This window comes from Pseudomonas sp. GW821-FHT09D08 (genome assembly GCF_059416305.1).
The window spans coordinates 44,056-62,676 of record NZ_JBWKOX010000021.1 but is presented as its reverse complement, the minus strand read 5'-3'; the positions used below and the strand labels follow the sequence as shown (position 1 = coordinate 62,676).

General features: G+C 61.8%; 16 protein-coding genes. 12 read left to right on the top strand and 4 right to left on the bottom strand.

Annotation, left to right across the window (positions count from 1 at the left end; genetic code table 11):
- The first annotated feature begins 118 nt into the window (after nucleotides 1–118).
- Both AC07OP_RS26455 and AC07OP_RS26450 read left to right on the top strand, forming a co-directional pair.
- On the top strand, nucleotides 119–1,468 hold the full coding sequence (locus tag AC07OP_RS26455; protein WP_495102667.1) for an MATE family efflux transporter: 1,350 nt from the start codon (nucleotides 119–121) through the stop codon (nucleotides 1,466–1,468).
- A 95-nt stretch (nucleotides 1,469–1,563) separates the two neighbouring features.
- On the top strand, nucleotides 1,564–1,875 hold the full coding sequence (locus tag AC07OP_RS26450; RefSeq protein ID WP_495102666.1) for a hypothetical protein: 312 nt from the start codon (nucleotides 1,564–1,566) through the stop codon (nucleotides 1,873–1,875).
- A 52-nt stretch (nucleotides 1,876–1,927) separates the two neighbouring features.
- On the opposite strand, the gene speA is transcribed toward AC07OP_RS26450, so the two are convergent.
- The 4 genes from speA to AC07OP_RS26430 all read right to left on the bottom strand — a co-directional run bounded on the left by speA (nucleotide 1,928) and on the right by AC07OP_RS26430 (nucleotide 6,189).
- Nucleotides 1,928–3,841, bottom strand: coding sequence for an arginine decarboxylase (speA, locus tag AC07OP_RS26445; RefSeq protein WP_027607991.1), 1,914 nt, complete (start codon nucleotides 3,839–3,841; stop codon nucleotides 1,928–1,930).
- A gap of 143 nt (nucleotides 3,842–3,984) precedes the next feature.
- Complete coding sequence (locus tag AC07OP_RS26440; protein WP_027607992.1) at nucleotides 3,985–4,356, bottom strand: translation initiation factor Sui1; 372 nt, start codon at nucleotides 4,354–4,356, stop codon at nucleotides 3,985–3,987.
- Between the two features lie 316 nt (nucleotides 4,357–4,672).
- Entirely contained in the window at nucleotides 4,673–5,209 is a 537-nt protein-coding gene (locus AC07OP_RS26435) for an NUDIX hydrolase (RefSeq protein ID WP_405126237.1), read from the bottom strand.
- Nucleotides 5,210–5,211: 2 nt separating this feature from the next.
- The gene (locus AC07OP_RS26430) at nucleotides 5,212–6,189 is read right to left on the bottom strand and encodes a DUF2333 family protein (RefSeq protein ID WP_495102696.1); all 978 of its coding nucleotides are present in this window, start codon (nucleotides 6,187–6,189) and stop codon (nucleotides 5,212–5,214) included.
- Between the two features lie 389 nt (nucleotides 6,190–6,578).
- Between AC07OP_RS26430 and AC07OP_RS26425 the strand changes: the two genes are divergently transcribed.
- From AC07OP_RS26425 to purH, 10 genes are all read left to right on the top strand, one after another.
- Nucleotides 6,579–8,249 carry a response regulator gene (locus AC07OP_RS26425; protein ID WP_115486350.1) on the top strand — a complete coding sequence of 557 codons (1,671 nt, stop codon included), beginning with the start codon at nucleotides 6,579–6,581 and terminating at the stop codon, nucleotides 8,247–8,249.
- A gap of 53 nt (nucleotides 8,250–8,302) precedes the next feature.
- Entirely contained in the window at nucleotides 8,303–10,264 is a 1,962-nt protein-coding gene (locus tag AC07OP_RS26420) for a methyl-accepting chemotaxis protein (protein WP_495102665.1), read from the top strand.
- Between the two features lie 307 nt (nucleotides 10,265–10,571).
- Entirely contained in the window at nucleotides 10,572–11,027 is a 456-nt protein-coding gene (aroQ, locus tag AC07OP_RS26415) for a type II 3-dehydroquinate dehydratase (protein ID WP_065925560.1), read from the top strand.
- A 24-nt stretch (nucleotides 11,028–11,051) separates the two neighbouring features.
- Nucleotides 11,052–11,516: an acetyl-CoA carboxylase biotin carboxyl carrier protein gene (gene accB / locus AC07OP_RS26410; RefSeq protein WP_065940937.1), complete on the top strand. Its 465-nt coding sequence runs from the start codon at nucleotides 11,052–11,054 to the stop codon at nucleotides 11,514–11,516.
- A gap of 17 nt (nucleotides 11,517–11,533) precedes the next feature.
- A complete protein-coding gene (gene accC, locus AC07OP_RS26405) occupies nucleotides 11,534–12,895 on the top strand; it encodes an acetyl-CoA carboxylase biotin carboxylase subunit (protein WP_027607998.1) in 1,362 nt (453 codons plus the stop codon).
- 278 nt (nucleotides 12,896–13,173) lie between these two features.
- Nucleotides 13,174–14,052 carry a 50S ribosomal protein L11 methyltransferase gene (gene prmA, locus AC07OP_RS26400; RefSeq protein ID WP_065940935.1) on the top strand — a complete coding sequence of 293 codons (879 nt, stop codon included), beginning with the start codon at nucleotides 13,174–13,176 and terminating at the stop codon, nucleotides 14,050–14,052.
- 30 nt (nucleotides 14,053–14,082) lie between these two features.
- On the top strand, nucleotides 14,083–15,321 hold the full coding sequence (locus AC07OP_RS26395) for a DUF3426 domain-containing protein (protein ID WP_495102664.1): 1,239 nt from the start codon (nucleotides 14,083–14,085) through the stop codon (nucleotides 15,319–15,321).
- Nucleotides 15,322–15,506: 185 nt separating this feature from the next.
- Nucleotides 15,507–16,520 carry a tRNA dihydrouridine synthase DusB gene (gene dusB, locus AC07OP_RS26390; RefSeq protein WP_027607756.1) on the top strand — a complete coding sequence of 338 codons (1,014 nt, stop codon included), beginning with the start codon at nucleotides 15,507–15,509 and terminating at the stop codon, nucleotides 16,518–16,520.
- Nucleotides 16,517–16,837 carry a DNA-binding transcriptional regulator Fis gene (fis, locus tag AC07OP_RS26385; RefSeq protein ID WP_002555375.1) on the top strand — a complete coding sequence of 107 codons (321 nt, stop codon included), beginning with the start codon at nucleotides 16,517–16,519 and terminating at the stop codon, nucleotides 16,835–16,837. The genes dusB and fis overlap by 4 nt, the downstream gene beginning before the upstream one ends.
- Before the next feature lie 81 nt (nucleotides 16,838–16,918).
- Nucleotides 16,919–18,526 carry a bifunctional phosphoribosylaminoimidazolecarboxamide formyltransferase/IMP cyclohydrolase gene (purH, locus tag AC07OP_RS26380; RefSeq protein WP_115486356.1) on the top strand — a complete coding sequence of 536 codons (1,608 nt, stop codon included), beginning with the start codon at nucleotides 16,919–16,921 and terminating at the stop codon, nucleotides 18,524–18,526.
- Nucleotides 18,527–18,621: the final 95 nt, after the last annotated feature.

Genomic DNA, 18,621 nt, shown 5'->3' with positions numbered 1-18,621 from the left:
GTTGGTTCTCAACGGTCTCAAGTCCCAGCCAAATCCCACAGGCATAGGGCTACATTCCACATTGGCCCTGTTGCGCTGCCAATGGACGGTTACAATGCCGCTCCCCCAAGGAGCCCGCATGTCCACCTTACTGACCGACTGGCGCGACCGCCCTACCCATCGCCGCGTATGGGCTTTGGCCGCGCCGATGATTCTTTCGAACATCTCCGTGCCGTTGGTGGCGCTGGTCGACAGCATGGTCATCGGCCACCTGCCCCACGCCCACCAACTGGGCGCCGTGGCCGTCGGTGCCAGCCTGTATACCTTCCTCGCCTGGGCCATGGGTTTTCTGCGCATGGGTTCCACCGGTTTCGCCGCCCAGGCCGCCGGGCGCAAGGATGGTGCGGCACTGCGACAGATCCTGCTGCAAGGTTTGCTGCTGGCGCTGGGGCTGGCGATGGTGCTGGGCACCGTCGGCATCCCCCTGAGCCGTCTGGCCCTGGAATGGATGCAACCGTCCCCCGAACTCAACCAATTGACCCGCGAGTTCTTCCACACCCGCCTGTTCGGCCTGCCCGCCGCCCTGGCCAGCTACGCGCTGGTGGGCTGGTTCCTCGGCACGCAAAACGCCCGGGCGCCATTGGCAATCCTGTTGACCACCAACCTGGTCAACATCGCCCTGAACCTGTGGTTTGTACTGGGCCTGGACTGGGGCGTGGTCGGCTCGGCCCGCGCATCGGTGATCGCCGAATGGACCGGCGCCCTGCTTGGCCTTGTCCTCACGCAAAAAGCCCTGCGCGCCTACCCCGGGCATATCGCCTGGGCCGCGTTGAAACGGTGGCAAAGCTGGCGCCCGTTGCTGGCGGTGAACCGCGACATCTTTATCCGCAGCCTGGCGCTGCAGTCGGTGTTTTTCATGATCACGGTGCAAGGCGCACGCCTGGGCGATGCAACCGTGGCGGCCAATGCTCTATTGCTCAATGGCTTGTTGCTGACCGCTCACGCGCTGGACGGCCTGGCCCACGCGGTCGAAGCCTTGTGCGGACACGCCATCGGCGCCCATGACCGCGCCGCGCTGCGCCGCTCGCTGGTGGTCGCCGGCGGCTGGTCGCTGATCGCCAGTGTGGGGTTTGCCCTGCTGTTCACCTTCGCCGGCCACCTGTTTATTGCCATGCAGACCGATATCCCCAGCGTGCGCGAAACCGCCGATCGCTACCTGCCGTACCTGGCGGTACTGCCGTTGATTGCGGTGTGGAGTTATCTGTTGGATGGGTTGTTTATCGGCGCTACGCGCGCCAAGGAAATGCGCAATGGCATGTTGCTGACGGTGCTGATGGTGCTGCCCTTTGCCTGGGCACTGCAAGGCCTGGGCAACCACGGGCTGTGGATGACGTTCCTGCTGTTCATGGCCTTGCGCAGCCTGACCCTGGGGGTCATTGCCTGGCGACTCAAGCAGCGGGGGGAGTGGTTCGGTGCCCGTGCTGACTGAACCTACCTGTTAGTTCTGACAGGTTACAGACCGACATTCCGGGCGTTGAATGGCCATGGGTAAAACCCATCCCATAGATTCAAGGAGAGTCGGATATGAACATCACGAAAGCGCTGTGGATCGCTACAGCTTGCACACTGGCGATCATCGCGGGATGCAGCAATGGGCAAGGGCCGAACACTACCGAGGACAGACTGCGAGTTACAAACAGTAGCCAGTCCAATCTGACACTCATCCAGGGAACCGAGCGACACGCCCTCGCTCCAGGTGCAAATATTGAACTGCCCTTTAACAGCCAAAATGTCACGGTGGCGCCCACCACCACCGGTGCCGACAAACTTGACCGGGTTGTCTTTCAGTTCAACCCAGGCCAATGCTCGGTCAAGCTCTGCCTGGTCACGTACTGAACCACCCACCGATACGACGCGCGGGTATCCCCGCGCATCGTTCAACCCAGCATCAGGACGACAGGTATGACGAACGCGTCAGGCCCAGACGCAAGGCGTCGAGGAACTGCGTACGCTCACTGGCACTGATCTTCGCGCTGGCGCACTTGTCACGGTAGTGGGTCATCAACTCCTCCGGCGACAAGTGCACGTAGCGCAGCATGTCTTCGATGGTGTCGTGGGTCTCGATGCCGGCGCTGTACACCGAACCGTCTTCACGCTGGTAGATGTTCACCGAGTCGGTGTCACCGAACAGGTTGTGCATGTCGCCAAGGATTTCCTGGTAGGCGCCCACCAGAAAGATGCCCAGCAGGTAGTCTTCGCCTTCATTCAAGGCGTGCACCGGCAGGCTGGTCTCGATGCTCTGCTCGTCGACGTACTGCTTGATCTTGCCGTCGGAGTCGCAGGTCAGGTCTTGCAGCACAGCACGGCGCAGCGGCTCTTCGTCGAGACGGTGCAGCGGCAGGATCGGCAGGACCTGGCCGATGGCCCAGGTGTCCGGCAGGCTCTGGAACACCGAGAAGTTGCAGATGTACTTGTCGGCCAGCTTGTCGTTGAGTTCGTCCAGCACCTGGCGATGCGAGCGCTGGCGGGCTTTGAGCGAGTTGTGCAGGCGGCGGCACACGGCGAAATAGCACTGTTCGGCAAGGGCTTTCTCGGCCAGGGTCAGTTTGCCGTCGGCGTACTGGGTGGCCACATCGCTCATGTAGTGGGTGGCGCGCCAGTAGGTTTCGGTGACCATTTCGATATCGGTCGGGCCGAGCAGGTCCACCAGCCATTGCACGGTCTCGGGCAGGCTTTCCTTGTTTTCGATGACCGGGATTTCGTCGTTATGCTTCTCGACGTCGGTGACCTGCACCACCAGCATGGCGTGGTGGGCGGTCAGGGAGCGGCCGCTTTCGGAGAAGATATTCGGGTGCGGCAGGCTCTGGGCGTCGCAGAATTCCTTGAGCATGCCCACGACCACACCGGCGTAGTCGTCCATGTCGTAGTTGATCGAGCTGGCGTTACGCGAGTGGGTACCGTCGTAGTCCACGCCCAGGCCGCCGCCCACGTCGATGTGGTCCACCGGCAGGCCGAGGTTGCGCAGTTCGCCGTAGTAACGAATGGCTTCCTTGAACCCATGCTGGTAGTCGGCCAGGTTGGCGATCTGCGAACCCATGTGGAAGTGCAGCAGGCGGATGCCCTGGTCCAGGCCCGCCGCGCGGAAGCGCTCGACCACCGACAGCAGCTGCGCCGCCGACAACCCGAACTTGGACTTCTCGCCACCGGTGTCCGCCCACTTGCTTGACGCCAGGGACGACAGGCGCACGCGCAGGCCCACCTGTGGCTTGACCTTGAGGCTGGCGGCCTCTTCGATCACCAGTTCAACCTCGGATTCTTTCTCGATCACGATAAATACGTTGTGGCCGAGCTTCTGGCCCATCAGTGCCAGGCGGATGAACTCGCGGTCCTTGTAACCGTTGCAGACGATGGTGCCGCCCTTCGGCGCCAGGGCCAGCACGGCCAGCAGCTCAGGCTTGGAGCCGGCTTCGAGGCCGATGGAAACGTTCTGGGTGGCGATGATGTTCTCGATCACCGCCTCCTGCTGGTTCACCTTGATCGGGTACAGCGCGGTGTACTTGCTCTGGTACTCCAGGCGCTCGATGTTGGCATCGAAAGCGCCGGTCAGCTGGCGTACACGGTCTTGCAGGATGTCGGGAAAACGCACCAGCAGCGGCAGGGAAAGGCCGCTCTTGCGCAGCTCGTCCACTTGCTCGTAGAGGTCGACGGGTGTGCTGTTCGGGCCGTTCGGACGGACTTCAACGCGACCGGCATCATTGATCGCGAAATACCCGGCCCCCCAATGGCGAATCCCGTAAACACTGCGGCTGTCCGCAACTGTCCATTGGCTGCCATCGTCTTTGCGTGTGCGTCGTACGGACATCGAAGTCCCCTATAAATGAAGGCGAAGGCGCCGCCTCTCGTTCGAGGCTGGCGCAGTCTAAAGAATGAAAATGACGATTTGCCTGTAAACAAGGTAGACCCCACTCGCAGGACAGAGTTTAGACACAGGTTGGGAAGAGGCTCTCAGCCGCCGGACTTCTTGGCCTTGTAACCCAGCCTGATCAGCTCGGCCAACAGCAGTTCGACGTGATCGCCCTGGATCTCGATGACACCGTCTTTCAACGCGCCACCGGTGCCACAGCGCTTTTTCAGCGTGGTGGCCAGTGCCTTGAGCGGCTCTTCGGCCAACGGCACGCCGGTGATGGTGGTCACCGTCTTGCCGCCACGGCCTTTGCTTTCGCGGCGCACGCGGGCAATACCGTCGCCTTCGGGGATAAGGGTCTGTTTGCAGGTACACGAATCCACGGGCTGACGACAGTCCGGGCAGTGTCGACCTGCGTCGGTGGAAAATACCAGGCCGCCGAGGGCGGCGAAGGATGCGGCTTTTTTGGCCACCGGCAATCCTCTCGGGAGGACAAAGACTGATCGGCCTCCGCTAAGGGACCACCGACCGCGAAGCCCCACTCAGGCAGGGGCAGCGCTACCGAGCCGCCAAGGCTAATCCCCACCTGTAGGAGCGAGCTTGCTCGCGAAAATCGTCAACGATGACGCGTGCATTCCGAATACACGCGGCGCTCTTGAGTTTTTCGCGAGCAAGCTCGCTCCTACAGTGATCCCAGGGTGAAACAATGGCGGTTCGGGTGAAAAGTCGCGCAGTGTAACGGCAAAAAGCCCACTTGCTAAGAGCCAAATGGCGCCAATTTATGCAGCTTTAGCGACGTGAGGCCAGATAGCGCCGCAAGCCCTCCTGGGCGTCCGGGCAGTAAGGCTTGTGCTCGGCTTCCTGCAGGACCGTTTCCACGGGCAAAAAGCGCGCTTCCATGACTTCTTCAGGCTGCAGGCGCAATGGCCCATCCCAGGTCGCCGAGTAGGATTTGCACCAGAGCCGGCTGTTGCCATCCTCAAAGTAGAAATGGTCATGCTCGGTCAGTTCCACCCCGCCGACACCCAGTTCCTCTTCCAGCTCGCGGGCCGCCGATAACGCGTAGGACTCGCCCGCCGCGACCATCCCGCCCGCCGCCGTATCCCAGAAACCCGGGTACAGGGCCTTGCTCAGGGTGCGCCGATGCACGCACAGCTCACCCTTGGAATTGAACAGGAAGATAAAGGTGCAACGGCCGATCAGGCCGCGCTGGCGCAAATCGGACCTGACGAGGTGGCCGAGCAGGTTGTCCCGCTCGTCGACCCAGCAGATCAGTTCGGCATCAGAGGCCGCACGATGCGCGGCCTCGTTTTGAGCTGCGTCCATCATCAACCCTGGTTGAGCAGTTGACGCAAATCGATCACCGCCGCGTTGGCCCGGGAAATGTAATTGGCCATAACCAGCGAATGGTTAGCCAACACGCCGAAACCGCTGCCGTTGAGGATCATCGGGCTCCAGACAGGCTCTTGCGAAGCCTCCAGCTCACGAATGATCTGGCGCACGCTGACGGTGGCGTTTTTCTTGGCCAGTACGTCGGCAAAGTCGACTTCGATGGCACGCAACAGGTGGGACAGCGCCCAGGCCTGGCCACGGGCCTCGTAGAACACGTTATCGATCTGCATCCATGGGGTTTCCACCACCTCTTCGTCGACCTGCGGCACCTCACCCGGCGCCAGGGCTTCGGTTTTCAGTGCGGTGTTCAATTTGACCCGGCCCACGCTGGCCGACAGGCGTTGCGACAGCGAGCCCAGGCGGGTGGCCACATCGCCCAGCCAGTTGTTCAGGTTGTCGGCGCGGGCATAGAACAAGGCGCCACGCTGGTTCGGGTCGGACAGGCGCGCTTCATAGCGACTCAGGGAGTTGATGCCTTCCTGGTACTCCGACTCACTGGACGGCAGCACCCAGCTCTTGTTGTCGAAGTTGAAACGCGGCTCGGCCTTGGCCAGATCGGCGTCTTCGGCCGACTGCGACTGGGAGCGGGCGAAGTCTTTACGCAGGGCGCGGGTCAGGTCGCGCACCTGCACCAGCACGCCGTATTCCCAGCTGGGCATGTTGTCCATCCACAGGCCCGGCGGGAAACGGTCGTTGGAAATATAGCCACCGGGCTTGTTCAGCAACGTGCCGACCACGGTCTTGAGGGTTTCGACGGTGGTATAGCCCACCACCATCTGCTTGCCTTCCTTCTCGGCAGCAAGCTGCGCGTTCTGCTGGACCGGGAACAGCGCCGGCTCTTCGCTCCAGTACCAACCCAGGGCGCAGGTGACCAACAGATACAGGCCGAGCACGCTGAGCACGGCTCGGCTCATCAGCAGGGTACGAAAATAGCTGCGGTTGGCCGACTTGGGCTCAGGGGCAGGGCCTTTGGCACTGCCCGCACGGTTTTTCCAGTCCAGCATGGCGATATCCTTTCAATCACTTGAGTTCATGCACTTGAATTGAGGGCGTGCGTTCAAACACTCCGACCACAACCCTACCCCATCGTGCCCGCCCATGCGGGGCTTTTCAGCAAACGTGCATACGGCAGGCATTCGACTATAAAGGATGCACGCTTTTTAAGCTGCGCGACCGTCAGGTCACCAACTGAATATCAGGGACACACAGTTAATTGACATATGACACTCATCCCATTGAAAAGAGGTGCTAGCATAGAGCCATCAGTTCGACCTCAGCATGCACCCTCACTAGTAGTCAGGATATGACCGAGCCAGAAGACCCCAGCCGTGAGCGTCTCAAGCAGCATTTTGCCCAGCGGGTAATTCATCAGGCACGTCAAATTCTTGAGATCTGGCAGCGCCTGCAACGCAGCGAATGGTCAGGCGCCGACCTCTCCGAACTCAGCGAGGCCAACCTGCGCCTGCAGCGCTTCGCCGAGCGTTTCGAACAACCCGAGCACGGCCAACTGGCCCGGCACATCGGCGAATCGCTCAAGGCCGTGGACGAAAACCGCGGGCGCCTGAGCAGCCAGTTGATCACCGAGCTCAACCGCTTGATGCAGCGCCTGTCCCGCACTGGCCTGCGCCAGGGCGACCAGCTGGAACAAACCTTCCTGCCGCCGATGCGCAAGCCGATCTACGTGATGCTGGCCGATCACGACCGCGCCGAGCGCCTGGCCAAGCAGCTGGAATTCTTTGGCATGAGCGCCCAGTCCCTGGACAGCGTCGCGGCGTTTCGCGCGTCCATGGCCGAGCGCCTGCCGTCGGCGATCGTGATGGACGTGGATTTCTGCGGCGCCGGCCTGGGCCTCAAGCTCGCCGCCGAAGCCCAGGAAGGCCTGGAGCATAAGCTGCCGCTGTTGTTTTTCAGCCTGCACGAAACCGACACCCCTACCCGTCTGGCCGCCGTGCGCGCCGGCGGCCAGGAATTCCTCACCGGCACGCTGGAAGCCTCCAGCCTGCTGGAAAAGATCGAAGTGCTGACCTGCGTCGCCCAGTACGAACCGTACAAAGTGCTGATCATTGATGACTCACGGGCCCAGGCGCTGCACACCGAGCGGTTGCTCAACAGTGCCGGCATCGTCACCCGCACCTTGATCGAGCCGATCCAGGCCATGGCCGAGTTGGCAGACTTCCAGCCCGACCTGATCATCCTCGACATGTACATGCCGGCCTGCACCGGCACCGAACTGGCCAAGGTGATTCGCCACAACGACCGTTATGTCAGCGTGCCAATCATCTACCTGTCGGCCGAAGACGACCTGGACAAACAGCTGGACGCCATGAGCGAAGGCGGCGACGACTTCCTCACCAAACCGATCAAGCCGCGCCACCTGATCACCACGGTGCGCAACCGCGCCGCCCGTGCGCGCAACCTCAAGGCGCGGATGGTGCGCGACAGCCTGACCGGGTTGTACAACCACACCCATATCCTGCAACTGCTCGAAGACTGCAGCTTCCGCGCGCGCCGCGAGAACAAGCCGTTGAGCTTTGCCATGCTCGACATCGATCACTTCAAGCGGGTCAATGACAGCCATGGCCACCCCATGGGCGACCGCGTGATCAAGAGCCTGGCGCTGTTTCTCAAGCAACGCCTGCGCAAGACCGATTACATCGGCCGCTACGGCGGTGAAGAATTCGCCATCGTGATGCCCGACACCGACCTGGACTCGGCCTGCAAGGTGCTGGATGAGATTCGTGGGCGCTTTGCCGAGATTCACTACCCGGCACAACCGCAGGATTTGTGGTGCACCTTCAGCGCCGGGGTGGTGGAGCTGTGTGACGGCTCCGACAGCCTGATGATGGCCGCCCAGGCCGACGAGGCGCTGTACCGCGCCAAGGATGCCGGGCGTAACCGCGTGCAAGCGGCGCGCACGTCAAAGCAAAGTGCCACCTTTTCACCAGAATCCACTGATTCCGTCATAACGTTGTAATGAAAACGCAATAACTTCAGGCACTTACCTTTTGCTGTCGGTTGATACCCCGCATGCGCCTGAAGCTGCTGACCAATCTCAATACCCTCCTGCTGGTGGCCGTGTGCCTGGCACTTGGAGCGACGCTGTGGTGGTCGCAACGGGCGCTGGAACGGCCTTATTTGCTGATGGAACGCTACCTCGGCCTGTCACAGGCCTTCCAGAACCAGGCCGCACGCAATATCGACGACTACCTGGGCAGCGGTGATGCATTGCGCTTGAGCAGCGCCAGCCAGAGCCTGGAAAGCCTGTTGCAGCACCTGGATGAACTGCCCGCCGACCTCGCGCAGAACCTGCGCCCCAGCCTCGCGGACCTGGATGCCTTCAGCAAGACCGACCTGCTGGCGGCCGGTAAGTTGGCGGGTGACCCACAGGCCCTGTTGCTGCAAGCCGAGCGGGAGCTGGGCGCCAACCTGGAGCAGTTGAGCCAATACGCCATGGGCGTCAACAGCCCCGAAGCCGAGCGCTACCTGCCGCCGCTGCTGGCAGCCTCACAGCACCTGGGCAAGCTGTCCCTGGCCCGCGACAAACTGGTGAGCAGCGGCCGCGCGGAACTGGCGGACGATGTGGAACGCGAAGTCGGCAATATGCGCAGCCAGGCCGACCTGCTGGAGCAACTGCCATTACTCGGGGTAAAGGCCAGCGCAGAATCCAACACCGATGACTTTTCGGCCTTGATGGGCCTGGAAAACAGCACAAAAACCGAAGCCCAGGACACTGGCGTCGACCTCAAGCGCGAACTCAACGGCCTGCTGGCCCGCTACCCCGCCGAACTCCAGCGCACCCGCACGCAGATCCAGCAGCGTGCCGACCTGGCCGCCGCCACCCACTTGAAAATCGCCGCCGTTCAACAGGCCATCGCCGGCCTGGAGCCGGTGGTGCGTGCGCAACACGGCAAGATCCAGGGCGAAGTGCGCCTAATGCAAGGCGTGATGATCGGCCTGATTCTGCTGATCGCCCTGCTGATCGACACCCTGCAACGGCGCCTGGCGCGGGTGCTGACCAACCTGGCCCCGGCCTTGTCGACCTGGGGCGAGGGCAACTTCAGCCAACCGATCACCTTGGGCAAGACCAACCGCGAACTGCGCGACATCGAAGCGTCCCTCAACCGTCTACGCGCCTACCTGGTGGATCTGGTGGGTACCATCCGCGGCAATGCCGAAGAAGTGGCCGGCAGCAGCCGCGCCCTGGCCGAGCTGAGCAGTGGCCTGCACGACGGCGCCGAACGCCAGGCCGGGGATACTGCGCAGATTCGTGATTCCCTGGGCGAACTGGAAGCCACCATCCAGCAAGTCGCCGGTGATGCCAGCCAGGCGGCCGGCGCCAGCCGCAGCGCGGGCCAGGCGGTTGAGCAAGGCCAGCGCGTGATCGGCCTGAGCCTGACCGGCCTGCACGCGCTGGTGGGTGAAGTGCAGCAAAATGCGCAGATGATCGAGAAACTTGCCGAGGAGTCCGCCACCATTGGCGGCGTATTGACCGTGATTCGCTCGATTGCCGACCAGACCAACTTGCTGGCGCTCAACGCCGCCATCGAAGCCGCACGCGCCGGTGAAGCCGGACGCGGTTTTGCCGTGGTCGCCGACGAAGTGCGCACCCTGGCCCAACGCACCGCTGGCGCCACCGCCGAAATCCAGGGTTTGATCACCGGCCTGCAAACCGCTGCGCACCAATCGGTGCAGGGCATGCGCGCCCAGGTCGAACACGCCGAGGCTACCGCCCAGCAAGCCCAGGCGGCGGATGGCGCGCTGGATGAAATCGTCGGCGCGATCCAGACCATTTCCGACACCGCCGTGCGGATTGCCGATGTAACGGCGCAGCAAAGTGGCGCCGTGAGTGAGATTCGCGACAACAGCGAGCGGATTCATCAGTTGGGTGAGGATAATTTGCTGCGCATCGGCCAGGGCCGCAGCCAGGGTGAGCATTTGCTGGTGCTGGGTGGGCAGCTCAATACGGCTGTGCAGGCGTTCCGTGTCTGACCCGCCCCATGAAGATCCAAAATCAAATGAAGATCAAAATGTGGGAGGGTTCTACACCCCGATAGCGGTGGATCAGTTACAGATGTCGATACTGACACACTGCAATCGGGAGCAAGCCCCCTCCCACATTTGATCTCCACAGTATTCAAGGGCGTATTACCAATGACCGGATCCCAGCCACCAGTCACAAATTTTGCGCAATCCTCGCTAATCGTGCCGCCTACTGCATAGAACTGGACAGTCACAAAGGCTTTGCGGCATAGTCGCCGGGTTCTGCCTTGCCCACATCAATAACAAGGAACAGCCGATGGCGACCTTACTGGTTCTTCACGGACCCAACCTGAACCTGCTCGGCACCCGTGAACCGGGCGTCTACGGGGCAGTGACCCTCGATCAGATCAACCTGGATCTGGAGCGACGGGCACGTGAAGCCGGCCACCATTTGCTCTACCTGCAAAGCAATGCCGAGTATGAATTGATTGATCGCATCCATGCCGCCCGTAGCGAAGGCGTGGACTTTATCCTGATCAATCCCGCCGCTTTTACGCACACAAGCGTTGCATTACGTGACGCGCTGCTGGCGGTGAGCATCCCATTCATCGAAGTGCATTTATCGAACGTGCACAAACGCGAACCTTTCCGACATCACTCCTACTTCTCCGACGTTGCGGTAGGAGTGATCTGCGGCCTTGGCGCCAGCGGTTACCGACTGGCCCTGGAGGCCGCCCTGGAACAGCTTGAAGAACAGGCCAAGCGCCCCTGACCGACCCTTGGGAGTTGATGATTCATGGATATCCGTAAAGTTAAGAAACTGATCGAACTGCTGGAAGAATCCGGTATCGACGAGCTGGAAATCAAGGAAGGCGAAGAGTCCGTACGGATCAGCCGCCACAGCAAGACCCCGGCCCAACAGTTCTACGCACCCCAGATGCAAGCACCGGCTCCAGCTGCTGCTCCGGCCGCCGCCGCGCCTGCTGCTGCCGCTGCACCTGCCGCACCGGCTGCCCCAGCGCTGAACGGTTTCGTGGTCAAGTCGCCAATGGTCGGTACGTTCTACCGCACCCCGGCACCGACCTCGCCAGCCTTCGTTGAAGTGGGCAAGACCGTGAAAGTGGGCGACACCATCTGCATCGTTGAAGCGATGAAGATGATGAACCACATCACGGCCGAAAAAGCCGGTGTCATCGAATCCATCCTGGTAGAAAACGGTCAGCCGGTTGAGTACGACCAGCCGCTGTTCACCATCGTTTGAACCGCGGAGCGCCTTCGATGTTGAAACCTGCGAAGAAACTGCAAAAAGTCCTGATCGCCAACCGCGGCGAGATCGCGCTGCGTATCCTGCGCGCCTGTAAGGAAGAGGGCATCAAGACCGTCGCTGTTTACTCGACGGCCGATACCGAATTGATGCACGTGAAACTGGCGGACGAGAGCATCTGCATCGGCCCGCCACTGGCCACGAACTCGTACCTGAAAGTCTCGAACATCATCGCCGCCGCTGAAGTGACCGGCGCTGATGGCATCCACCCAGGCTACGGCTTCCTCGCGGAAAACGCCGATTTCGCCGAACAGGTGGAAAAATCCGGGTTTGCCTTCATCGGCCCGAAAGCCGAAACCATTCGCCTGATGGGCGACAAGGTCTCGGCCAAGGACGCCATGATCGCCGCCGGCGTGCCAACCGTGCCTGGCTCCGACGGCCCGCTGCCTGAAGACGAGGAAACCGCACTGCGCATTGGTCGCGAAGTCGGCTACCCGGTGATCATCAAGGCCGCCGGTGGCGGTGGTGGTCGCGGCATGCGCGTGGTGCACAAGGAAGAAGAACTGATCGAAGCGGCCAAGCAGACTCGCTCCGAAGCGGCTGCCTGGTTCGGCAACCCGATGGTCTACCTGGAGAAGTACCTGACCAACCCACGTCACGTGGAAGTGCAGGTACTGTCCGACGGCCAGGGCCACGCCATCCACCTGGGCGACCGCGATTGCTCGCTGCAACGTCGTCACCAGAAGGTGTTGGAAGAAGCCCCGGCACCGGGCCTGGATGAAAAAGCGCGTCAGGAAGTCCTGGCTCGCTGCGTCAAGGCGTGCATCGACATCAACTACCGTGGCGCCGGTACCTTCGAGTTCCTCTACGAGAACGGCCGTTTCTACTTCATCGAGATGAACACTCGTGTGCAGGTAGAGCACCCGGTGTCGGAGATGGTCACCGGTATCGACATCGTCAAGGAGATGCTCAGCATCGCCGCCGGCAACGTGCTGTCCTTCACCCAGGACGACGTGAAGATCCACGGTCACTCCCTGGAGTGCCGGATCAACGCCGAAGACCCGAAGACCTTTATCCCAAGCCCTGGCCTGGTCAAGCATTTCCACGCGCCCGGCGGCAACGGCGTACGTGTGGATTCGCACCTGTACAGCGGCTACAAGGTTCCGTCCAACTACGACTCGCTGATCGGCAAGCTGATCACCTGGGGCGCGACCCGCGACGAGGCCATGGCCCGTATGCGCAATGCCCTGGACGAAATCGTGGTCGACGGCATCAAGACCAACATCCCGCTGCACCGGGACCTGGTTCGTGATGAAGGCTTCTGCGAAGGTGGTGTGAACATTCACTACCTGGAACACAAACTGGCCAACCAGTAAGTGCTCCACCCAACAAAGCCGCCTTCGGGCGGCTTTGTTGTTTCTGCACACCTGTTTTCCAGGATGCACACAGTCCAAATGTGGGAGGGGGCTTGCTCCCGATAGCGGTGGATCAGTTACAGATACTGAGGCTGACACACTGCAATCGGGAGCAAGCCCCCTCCCACATTTGGTTCGCATTCACTCAGTAATGTCGTCTTATGCTGTTCGCTCGCGTAAACTTGCGCGCTTTCGCAGCCTACCCCGCTGCACACTCATTTTTTTCAAAGGTGCCCGCCATGCCTTGGCTGCAAGTCCGTCTCGCCATCAGCCCAGAACAAGCCGAAACCTACGAAGACGCGTTCCTCGAAGTGGGCGCCGTCTCGGTGACCTTCATGGACGCCGAAGACCAGCCGATCTTCGAACCCGAACTGAATACCACCCCGCTGTGGTCCCACACCCATCTGCTGGCCCTGTTCGAAGACGGCACCGACGCCGCCGCCGTGCTGGCCCATATGGAATTGCTCACCGGCAGCCCGTTGCCCGAGCATCACAGCGAAATCATCGAAGACCAGGACTGGGAACGCAGCTGGATGGACAACTTCCAGCCGATGCGCTTCGGCCAGCGCCTGTGGATCGTGCCGAGCTGGCATGCCGCCCCGGAGCCGAACGCGGTCAACCTGCTGCTGGATCCGGGCCTGGCATTCGGCACCGGCACCCACCCCACCACCGCGCTGTGCCTGGAGTGGCTGGACGGCCAGGACCTGACCGACAGCCACGTGCTGGATTTCGGCTGCGGCTCGGGGATCCTGGCGATCGCCGCCCTGTTGCTGGGCGCCAAGGAGGCCGTGGGCACCGACATCGACGTGCAGGCCCTGGAAGCGTCCCGGGATAACGCCGGGCGCAACAACGTACCTGAAGACAAATTCCCGCTCTACCTGCCGCAGGATTTGCCCCAGGTGCAGGCCGACGTGCTGGTCGCCAATATCCTCGCCGGCCCGCTGGTGTCCCTGGCGCCGCAACTGTCGAGCCTGGTCAAGCCGGGCGGGCGCCTGGCGCTGTCGGGCATCCTCGCCGAGCAGGGCGAAGATGTCGCCGCCGCCTACGCCAAGGATTTCGAGCTGGACCCGATCGCTAACCGTGATGGCTGGGTACGCATCAGCGGACGTCGGCGTTAGAATGAGCGCTTGCCTGAATCGGATGGCCGCATGACCGACAGTTTCGTCACCCAGTGCCCGCATTGCCAAACCCGCTTTCGCGTCAACCACGCCCAATTGAGCGTGGCTCGCGGCGTGGTTCGCTGCGGCTCGTGCCTGCAAGTCTTCAACGCTGCCCGCCAGCTGCTGGAGCAGCGCGCCCAGGCGCCTGCGCCGGAGCAGCCGGCCACGATCAAGCCTGTGCGCGAAGCCGCGCCTGAGCCACAGCGGGCAATCAGCCAGAAGCAGTGGAGCGCCGAAGAGCTGGACCTGGACAACCTGGACCTGGACCAGGAACTGGCCAAGCTGGAACGCCGCGAGATTCAGCACACACTGCCCGTGGGCGCGGAACGCCGCCAGCCCGGTGCCGACCGCCGGCAGAAAGAAGACGCTCTCAGCGCCAGCCGCGAAACCGTCAAGGCCGAAGAAGAAAAATGGGCCGCCAGCCTGTTCAGCGAACCGCCTGAAGAACGCGCTAACGCTTCCGAAGACGAACCTGAACCGACCAAAGCCCCCGCGACCCGGCAGCGCACCGAGCCTTCCATGTCGTTACACCTCGACGATGAGCCCGCGCTGCGCTCCCCCCCGGAAGATGAACACATCGACCCGCCGTTCACGCCCCTGACAGCGGCAGCGGATGAAGCGGAGCCCGAAGAGCGCGCGCAATCCCGTCGCAAGCGCCCACGTCCCGAGGCCGGCGTCCATGACGACCTGCTCCAGGACCTGGAAGACGACCCTCTGCACCTGTACGCGCAAAAACGCCCGCAGGGCCTGGGCCGTCGCCTGATCTGGATGCTGCTGGTACTGATCGCCGCCGCCGGCCTGGCCGCGCAGTACATTGCCTATCAATTCGACGACCTGGCCCGCCAGGACGCTTACCGCCCGTGGTTCCAGCAACTGTGCCCGACACTGGGCTGCACAGTGCCGTCGCGGGTCGATATCGCCCATATCAAGAGCAGCAACCTGGTGGTACGCAGCCACCCTGAGTTCGCCGGGGCGCTGGTGGTGGATGCGATCATCTATAACCGCGCGACGTTCTCCCAGCCCTTTCCGCTGCTGGAACTGCGTTTCGCCGACCTCAACGGCAACCTGATTGCCAGTCGTCGCTTCAAGCCCGCCGAATACCTGAGCGGCGAGTTGGCCGGGGTGAGCGAAATGCCATCGCAAACCCCGATCCATATCTCCCTGGATATCCTCGATCCGGGCAATAAAGCCGTGAATTACAGCCTGAGCTTCCACTCGCCCGAGTGAATCGGCCTACGCACCGTCGCTTGACGGTGGAGTATTGATTGGTCACCGCCCATCCAAACCGGCGGCGATAAAGAAATAACTGTTCAGATTTTATCCAATTCAGCCTTTATCCAGTCATCGAGAGCGGGTATCATGCCAACCCTTTTTCGAACTCTAATGATCCGGCCCCACAACAGGGAAGTCCTATGTCGGCGGTACGCATCGGCCCATATACATTGCAGAATGGCTTGATTCTCGCCCCGATGGCGGGCGTCACCGACCAGCCCTTTCGTCAGCTGTGCAAGCGTTTGGGCGCGGGTCTAGTAGTCTCGGAAATGGTCACCAGCGACATGAGCTTGTGGAACACCCGCAAATCGCGGATGCGCATGATCCACGAAGGTGATCCCGAGCCCCGCTCGGTCCAGATCGCCGGCGGTGATGCGCAGATGCTGGCGGATGCGGCCCGGGCCAACGTGGAGTTGGGCGCACAGATCATCGATATCAACATGGGCTGCCCGGCCAAGAAGGTCTGCAACAAGGCCGCCGGTTCCGCGCTGTTGAAAGATGAGCAGTTGGTTGCCGAGATCCTGCAGGCCGTTGTTGCCGCAGTGGATGTGCCGGTGACCCTGAAGATTCGTACCGGTTGGGACCGGGACAACAAGAACGGCCTGACGGTGGCGAAGATCGCCGAACAGGCAGGCATTACAGCGCTGGCGGTGCATGGTCGCACCCGCGCCGACCTTTACACCGGTGAAGCCGAGTACGACACCATCGCCGCGATCAAGCAGGCGGTGTCGATGCCGGTATTTGCCAATGGCGACATCGACTCGGCCGAAAAAGCCCGGCGCGTGCTGCACGCCACCGGTGCCGATGGTGTGTTGATTGGCCGGGCCGCCCAGGGGCGGCCGTGGATTTTTCGTGAGGTCGAGCATTTCCTGCGTACGGGTGAAGTCCTGCCAGCGCCGGAACTGGTCGAGGTGGAACGTATTCTGCTAGAGCATCTGGCTGCACTTCACACCTTCTATGGAGAGGTGATGGGCGTGCGTATTGCTCGCAAGCATGTGGGTTGGTATCTCGCAACCCTGCCAGGCGCCAGGGAGTTTCGCGCCGGGTTCAATCGTTTGGATGAAACGCAAGCACAGGTCACCGCCGTTCGTGAGTTTTTTGCCGAACGAGACAAGAGCCTGAGAGCAGGGGACGGAGAATGGGTGGCCGCATGACGATGATGACCGAGACTTTAGTGAGTGGAACAACACCCGTGAGCGACAACGTCAATTTGAAACAGCACCTCAACACGCCGAGCGAAGAAGGCCAGACCCTTCGCGGGAGTGTCGAGAAGGCGCTGCATAATTATTTCGCCCACCTTGAGGGCGCTTCCGTCACGGACGTGTACAACCTGGTGCTCTCCGAAGTCGAGGCGCCCCTGCTCGAAAGCGTGATGAACTACGTCAAGGGCAACCAGACCAAAGCCAGTGAGCTGCTGGGCCTCAACCGTGGCACCTTGCGCAAAAAGCTCAAGCAATACGATTTGCTGTAAGCATTCAATCAAACCAGAAAGGCGCCCGCGTAAAACCGGTCGCCTTTTTTGCTGACTCCTTTGCTTTTGATGGAAATTGAAATGACCGACCAGACTACCCGCCTGCCGATCCGCCGCGCCTTGATCAGTGTCTCCGACAAGACCGGGATCCTCGAATTTGCCCGGGAGCTGGAAGCCCTGGGCGTGGAAATCCTCTCCACGGGCGGGACCTTCAAGCTGCTGCAGGACAACGGCGTGGCCGCAGTGGAAGTGGCGGACTACACCGGTTTCGCAGAAATGATGGACGGTCGCGTCAAGACCCTGCACCCGAAAATCCACGGCGGCATCCTCGGCCGTCGCGGCATCGACGACGCCATCATGACCGAGCACGGCATCAAGCCGATCGACCTGGTGGCCGTCAACCTCTACCCGTTCGAAGCCACCATCAACAAGCCAGGCTGCGACCTGCCGACCGCCATCGAAAACATCGATATCGGCGGCCCGACCATGGTTCGCTCGGCGGCCAAGAACCACAAAGACGTGGCCATCGTGGTCAACGCCGGCGACTACGCCCAGGTGCTGGAAAGCCTGAAAGCCGGCGGCCTGACCTACGCCCAGCGTTTCGACCTGATGCTCAAGGCGTTCGAACACACCGCCGCCTACGACGGTATGATCGCCAACTACATGGGCACCGTGAACCAGGCCGCCGACACCCTGAGCACAGAAGGCCGCAGCCAGTTCCCGCGCACCTTCAACAGCCAGTTCATCAAGGCCCAGGAAATGCGCTACGGCGAGAACCCGCACCAGAGCGCGGCGTTCTACGTGGAAGCCAAGCCTGCCGAAGTGGGCATCGCCACTGCGACCCAACTGCAAGGCAAAGAACTGTCCTACAACAACGTGGCCGACACCGACGCCGCGCTGGAATGCGTGAAGAGCTTCGTCAAGCCGGCCTGCGTGATCGTCAAGCACGCCAACCCGTGCGGCGTGGCCGTAAGCCCGGACGCTGAAGGCGGCATTCGCCAGGCGTACGAACTGGCCTACGCCACCGACACCGAATCCGCGTTCGGCGGCATCATCGCGTTCAACCGTGAACTGGATGCAGAGACGGCCAAGGCCATCGTCGAGCGTCAGTTCGTCGAAGTGATCATCGCCCCTTCCGTGAGCGAAGAAGCCCGCGCCATCGTGGCGGCCAAAGCCAACGTGCGCCTGCTGGCCTGCGGCGAGTGGTCGGCTGAACGTGCCGCTGCCTGGGACTACAAGCGCGTCAACGGCGGCCTGCTGGTACAGAGCCGCGATATCGGCATGATCGGCAGCGCAGACCTCAAGGTAGTGACCAAGCGCGCCCCGACCGAGCAAGAGATCAACGACCTGATCTTCGCCTGGAAAGTGGCCAAGTACGTTAAATCCAACGCCATCGTCTACGCCAAGAACCGCCAGACCATCGGTGTCGGCGCTGGCCAGATGAGCCGCGTGAACTCGGCGCGTATCGCCGCGATCAAGGCCGAGCATGCCGGTTTGCAGGTGGCCGGCTCGGTGATGGCGTCGGATGCATTCTTCCCGTTCCGTGATGGCCTGGACAACGCCGCGAAAGCCGGCGTGACTGCCGTGATCCAACCGGGCGGCTCGATGCGCGATGCCGAGGTGATCGCCGCTGCCGATGAAGCCGGCATTGCCATGGTCTTCACCGGCATGCGCCACTTCCGTCACTAAACACCACTGCTTTCCTACTGTAGGAGCGAGCTTGCTCGCGAAAAAACCGAGAACGCCACGGGGAGTCAGATGCCCCCGTTATCGTTGACGATCTT